Source organism: Arthrobacter bambusae, from assembly GCF_030812595.1.
Lineage (GTDB): Bacteria > Actinomycetota > Actinomycetes > Actinomycetales > Micrococcaceae > Arthrobacter > Arthrobacter bambusae_B.
This window is the reverse complement of sequence record NZ_JAUSSZ010000031.1, coordinates 1-5893: the sequence shown is the minus strand read 5'-3', so window position 1 is coordinate 5893 and position 5893 is coordinate 1. Positions and strand designations below refer to the sequence as shown.

The window sequence follows — 5893 nt, the reverse complement described above, 5'->3', positions numbered from 1 at the left end:
CCTCCACTACCAGCCTGGAGGCGCAGGGAACTCAAAGACAGGGACCAGCTGCGCTATGTGGGAAACTCCGCCAAAGAGCCTATGTGGAGGAAAAGAGCTCTTCACGATCGAGGGTGTAGTTGCCACCTGAAGCCGCCAGTGTTGAGCAGGGTTCTGGCGATGTGTGGATCAGGTTGTGGAAGGCGTGTGCATGCTGCCCTCATTTATGCGCAACTGCTCGCTGATTAAAAGCCCCGACTACTGTACAGCCAAGAGGCTGAGAGTGAGACGTCTTACTTCCGTACAATCGTCAGCGAAATGAGCTTCGATTTGTCGCCCGCTGGAAAGATAGCCGTTACCAGCAGATTGTGATCGGTCGTTTCTGGGTACATGGAGCCCACATCGTTCTTATTTCGGTTGTCGACATCATCACCTTGGATAGCAATTACGGTTTGCCCGTTTTGGTCGACGGCCGACAGCATTTTCACAAATTCGAGGTGCTGGTTCCAGGGTGGTGACACGCATGGAAGCCGGGATGAACCATCCTGACCAGGAAGACGGTGAGCGGCATGTCATACCTGATGGCATGGCACCTCTCGTTCGCATAGGTGAGATCTACGGTCGAGCGATTGAACATACTCACACCGACGTCTTGGTTGAATGGGTTGACGAGGTTGACGGATACCAGTGCAAATGGTTTCCCGCCGCTGAGTCGAAGATCGTCAAGCGTGAGTGCTGGCACGGTTTGGAATCGCTATAGGCCGCCAGCTATATAATCGGCCACGAGCACCTCAAACTGGGTAGCGGCGTCTCGGTTGTCATAGCAGACATGGACCGAAGGGCTGGGCGCACGATCAACATATTGGACGGACTCCGCGACCTGAAGGCACCGCTGTCTTCTGGGCTAATCATCTTGTTTGGGTTCTGGCTGATCTTCGCCAATGACATCTATGCTGCAATACTTGGAGACTCCATCGCTGGAGATCTTCACCGCCTCACCGACTTTTTAGGCGGTCCTGCGACGCTAGGCCTCCTAGCCTTTGTCGGTTATCTAATCGGGCTGGTACTCTCGCTGCATCGGATTGTCATGAAGATATTTCCCTTACCTTACTGAAGGCTTCTCGAGAGCATGGTTTTGGCTCGTTGGCCATTTCATGCCTAGCCAAAGGATAAGGCATTCTAACGCTGATCTGATCGTCAGCCTCCGTTTTCCCACGAATACTCCGTCGGGCAACCGACTTTTCAAGTACATCGTGCGCTGCTATGACGAAGCGATAGATTCGGGTATGACGAACGACGAGCTCAAGAAGTATGCCACGCCCTATAAAGAATTAGGGACCCCACGGCTTAGCAATGGTCCTTTTGACAATCGTTTTGCGGGGCAAGCGGGTCAAGAAGGGCACGCCGAAGTTCTCTACAATCTTGCCGACAGCGTCGCCACTAATATCGATCTCCTGGCAGTACAACTCCACTCATCAAAGGACAAGGTCTACGAAAAGTACGAGAAGAACAAAACTGAGGGAGAGTTCAGAGCCGCTATCATTATTCCCCTGATCTTTGTGACAACAGTATTTATGATTAGGCTGTGGGTTGAAGGATTCGTTATCGTCGCAGCGATAACTCCCATCGTCACCGTCTTCCCCACCTATCGCACCTACATATCAGCAAATGAACTTAATCGAGAAGCAGTCGATGCCATCATCAACGCACTTCTAATTGGTGACGTAACTGACAGCGGACTGGAGAGGCTAAGAAGGCAACAGCGGAGCAAAAGAAAGCTCAGACGCACAAGGCCAAAGTCGCCAATGAAGTAGAGGCCTAGTTCGAAAGCAGTTCCTTCTCGTGAGCACGACCCAACGACCTTCAAGTCCATTTCTTTCATAGTGTTTTGAACATTTCTATCAAACACTATGATCAATAGGTTATCTTGCAATATGGTGCTAATCTGCTGCCATGACTGAAGAAACTGCTTTCCACCAGCAAGTCCGCTACTGGCGCTCGATTATTCCCTCCCAAGAAAACCTCCGTTCTCAGCAGCGAATGATCGATAACATTCTCGCCGCGTCTCCAGGGATGGAGCAGGCACGGCAACGCGTTCTTGAAATGGCGGACGCTGGAACTAACTTCAAGGCGCAGCGGGACAGCATCGACAACGCGGCGAAGGTGATCGGCCAAACTGCGAGTCTCCAAGAGAGCGTAGATGCAATCCAACGAGCATCTGAAATGGCCGGCGTGAAGTGGGTGCAGTCGGCGTACGACACGGCAGCTCGCTACAGCCAGTTGATGGAATCTGTCAACGCGATAGTCGGCGTCAACCTTGGTGTGCCTCGGGTCGACGCCATGCTGATGAACGCGAAGGCGACAGCCGAGCGGGGCGTGTCAGCAGAAGAAGAACAGAGGATCAATGCCATCTTCGACGCAGAACCCGAGCTTGCAGAAGAAGTAGAGCAGTTTGCGCTCCTTGTCGATGCCAGTGACCCCGAGAACCGTAGGTTGATCGTCTGGGGTATCAAGATCGCCATCTATCTTACTTACGTCTATGCGCTTACGTTGCTTGGCGATAATGCGTTGGCCGTAGCCGGTGCACTCAGCGCAGTTGGTGTCAATCCAGTCCAGATCGCAAACTCCATTGGTGAAAAAGCTGATAAGGCGATGCAGAGGCCCGAACCTGAAGCGAGCGACGAGTGATCGAACAGGCTGAAGAGTTTGAACCAAAGCCGGTAAAGCCTTGGCTCTGGCCCCATCAGTGGGTTCACGACCAGAGCTTCTGGCGGGACATCGCAACGAGAACCGCGTCCGGACTACTAACGCTGTTCCTGGCTTACAACTTTGCGGTCATCGCTGGTTATCTCAAGCAACCCGCATGGCTTCGCTCAATTGCCGCCGTGGTCTGGCTGCTCTTGTTCCTGTGGATCACGGTGTTCCTAGTGCAGAAATTGGAGAAGCGGCTAGACGCCAGAAGCGAAGCCAATTCCCCAACTACCCGGAAGAGACGTCCCTCATTTCGTCGCAAGATGCTCTTCGGACTAATCTTCACCGCCTGGGTCATCACCATGGTCGCGGGCGAGTGGATTGCTTACACCTTGTTTGGTGGGTGAATACCCCCAAACGACTTCCCTTTCGTCGCGTAAATAGCGGGTAAGTTAGGAATAAAGAAATACCTGAGAGGCCGTAGTCGGATCGTTGCATGGGCGTATAGCTTGATTACCAACTCCCCTTACATCGCGAATTTACCCCACAGCGAACACGAATCACTGTAGGCATCGGAAATGGTAGTTTACTTCTGGCAACGATTCACGATGAAACTCAACGATCCGAATGGACTAGCAGATGACACAACATCTCTTCACCAAGGCCAACAAACAGGCCATCGCCGTAAACACGATATCCGGCCTACTCGTTCTCTTCCTCGGCTATCTCGGCGCGATCGTACTAGGGTACCTCGGTACGCCAAGCGGCAGTCTGTTGATCGTCACGATCTTCCTCTTGGCGGGAATGCTTCTCCCCCTCGCCGCAGCCTACCTCTTCATTAAAAAGGCAAGTCTATTCCGAGCAGGATCGGACAAAGGACAGAACATTGTTCTCACCGCTAGCCTGCTCGCTCTGGTCGTCCTAGCCGTGTACATCGGCTCCACTGTCGTTCCATTGTTCCCCGAAGCCGTCGCACTAATTTTCCATCCAGTAAATCTCAAGCACTAGAGGCCAACCCTGGCTCCTCGGCACAGCCCTACAGCAAGCATAATCGTGAATGCCCCTTGATCATGAACACACTCTATCCTTCCTGGTATAGATGAAAGGACCGGGGACAGTCACGGTACAGCACACTACGTTCAATATCAGGGCACGGATTACTAGTTACCGTCTTTAGCTCGAAGCCCTCACCGTTAGGTGCCTACTTCCCACATCTTTATTAGTAGTCTTGATGATTGAGGCCAGAGGAAGGACCAGGTCGTCAGTTGTCGCCGTTGCCTGGTTTTGTCTCTAGTCTCAATCTACGTCTTTGTTGGTATGAGCTCGTACAACTCATTTTGTGCTGTAGACCGATCGACAACAGGTAACCCAGTGGCGAAAATCGTATCCCTGACCGCACTCGGCAGCAAGGCATCGAAAGCTCCAAGTAAGCGTCGTTTCTCCAACTCGCGGCGGCCGGAATTCTATGTAGTTCTCTTCTTGAGCCACTTCTTCCGCAGTCTGGGTGAAGCGCGAAGCGGTATAACGAAATCGTGGTGCACGACTGGCCAAGTAGCGGCACCGCCTGCCAGGAATGCATCATCAAGGCCGCAAGATAAGAACGTGTTCACCATTGTGGACCGACGCACCTCATCAAGCATCTCAAGGTCTCCCCTATGGGTGCCGATTGGAACGAATGGGTAAGATGCAACGACATCCTGCCCACTTACGTTGAAGGTTCCAATTCCCTCGTTGTTGTAGGCGAAGACGAACGACTGGTAGGCCGATGGCCTGCCAAAGTAAGTCCGCTCCGCATAGGTGTAGTTGGCCGCTCCGCGCTCTTCGTACTGTCCGGCCGGTTGCTCAACAACCTCGGCAAAGGTTGAGTGGCCAAGCTTTCCTGACACCAACCCGAAGGTGAGGTCTCGAAGATCCATCGCGAACCTTCGGTCAGTAACGGTGATCGACCAGGCGACGACAGCGCCGTTTTGTTCGCGGGTGACGATCCAGGCATGATCCGACATGAAGACGTAGTCAGTGCAGTCTTCGATGCCGTGCAGCTTATTCTGCATGATCGGGACGCCGAAGAGCGACCTGACGTGATCGCTAGTAACGCCGACGACCATCTTGGATAACCGCCGCTTGAGCTCCCGGCGACTACCCACCGTTCGTTTGAACCAGTCGCTTACAGCCGTGCCAAAGGGTATCGCTGCGGCCACTGCGGCGAAGACAGAGGCAAACTGCCCGAGGAGGCTCCATGTTTCATCCACGAGTCACTCCGCGGCGTCAGGGAAAAAAATCTCTCGACCCGATTCGAAGCGCCAGATGGTGTGATCAAGTTTTCTAGCTTCCGTCGAGTACGCATCAGCGACTCGTCTGATCAGCTCCGTCGCTTTTCTGGTCCCGAGCTGACGCTTGGTGAGGCCCGTGTGCTTTTCGATGAAGCGGTAAATCATTCTGTCCGGTTTCACAGATTGGTAGCCGGCCAAACCGACGAAGTAGTTGAAGGTGACACCTGATCGCTGACTAGTCAGCCCTAGCCAAGTCTTTTCAATTCGAGTGAGATCTTTGTCCTGCGCATACTCGGCCCGGACATCTGCCATCGTGCATATTCCAATGCCCTTCAGGGCGTCGGCAGCTTCGAGGACGACCTCGGCCTTGAGGAGCGCACCCTTGCGTGTATGTGCGCGTTTGTGGTTTTTCATCCTGTCGGCAAACCCTCTTCCCCCACGGACGTCAGCAAAGGTCTTCAGGAGCTCTTTCGTGCCATCAGTCGATGCGTCCCCGCCTTCGGCTGCTCGATACGCACGGTAGTTCGACACGACGTTTTGAACGCTTTGATATGCCGATCCAGTCGACCATATTGAGTCGATTATGCAGAGAGCCAAGCTGTTCGGATAGCCGTTGGCGGTGATCCAGCGTGATTCGTCACCGAAGAGGGTTTGACTTACTTCCGTTAGGCGGTCGACTTCTGGCTGCAGTTCAAGGGTCATAGTCGGAGGGTAACAATAAGCGCCGACAAAGAGTCGTGGCCGCGGGTGAATGGTCGCACGCTGTCCCAGCTAATTGACTGCGTAGCTCCTGATGCGTGGGCTGAAACGAAGTAGGGGCCTTTGTGTGGGCCTACTGTGGGGTGTTTGGAGTATTCTTGCCTCGTCGAGGAACAGGACGCCGCGGTGCGCCCGTGATGCCGCCCCGGGGCGCGGCAGGCCGGAACCACCGCCGATGATTGCCGCGGCGGTGG

Annotated in this window: 7 protein-coding genes; 4 read left to right on the top strand and 3 right to left on the bottom strand. The window is 53.8% G+C overall.

Annotation, left to right across the window (positions count from 1 at the left end; translation table 11 throughout):
- The first annotated feature begins 1265 nt into the window (after positions 1 to 1265).
- From J2S96_RS20050 to J2S96_RS20035, 4 genes are all read left to right on the top strand, one after another.
- A complete protein-coding gene (locus J2S96_RS20050; protein WP_306867636.1) occupies positions 1266 to 1793 on the top strand; it encodes a hypothetical protein in 528 nt (175 codons plus the stop codon).
- 139 nt (positions 1794 to 1932) lie between these two features.
- Positions 1933 to 2667 carry a hypothetical protein gene (locus J2S96_RS20045; RefSeq protein ID WP_306867634.1) on the top strand — a complete coding sequence of 245 codons (735 nt, stop codon included), beginning with the start codon at positions 1933 to 1935 and terminating at the stop codon, positions 2665 to 2667.
- A complete protein-coding gene (locus tag J2S96_RS20040) occupies positions 2664 to 3077 on the top strand; it encodes a hypothetical protein (RefSeq protein ID WP_306867631.1) in 414 nt (137 codons plus the stop codon). The genes J2S96_RS20045 and J2S96_RS20040 overlap by 4 nt, the downstream gene beginning before the upstream one ends.
- Positions 3078 to 3309: 232 nt before the next feature.
- Positions 3310 to 3678, top strand: a complete 369-nt coding sequence (locus tag J2S96_RS20035; protein WP_306867628.1) for a hypothetical protein — start codon at positions 3310 to 3312, stop codon at positions 3676 to 3678.
- A 455-nt stretch (positions 3679 to 4133) separates the two neighbouring features.
- Here J2S96_RS20035 and J2S96_RS20030 read toward each other — a convergent pair whose 3' ends face one another.
- The 3 genes from J2S96_RS20030 to J2S96_RS20020 form a co-directional block, all read right to left on the bottom strand.
- A complete protein-coding gene (locus J2S96_RS20030) occupies positions 4134 to 4919 on the bottom strand; it encodes an ETEC_3214 domain-containing protein (protein ID WP_306867625.1) in 786 nt (261 codons plus the stop codon).
- Between the two features lie 3 nt (positions 4920 to 4922).
- On the bottom strand, positions 4923 to 5642 hold the full coding sequence (locus tag J2S96_RS20025) for a hypothetical protein (RefSeq protein ID WP_306867622.1): 720 nt from the start codon (positions 5640 to 5642) through the stop codon (positions 4923 to 4925).
- Positions 5643 to 5711: 69 nt separating this feature from the next.
- A partial coding sequence (locus J2S96_RS20020; protein WP_306867618.1) for an ATP-binding protein occupies positions 5712 to 5893 on the bottom strand: 182 nt, incomplete at its 5' end.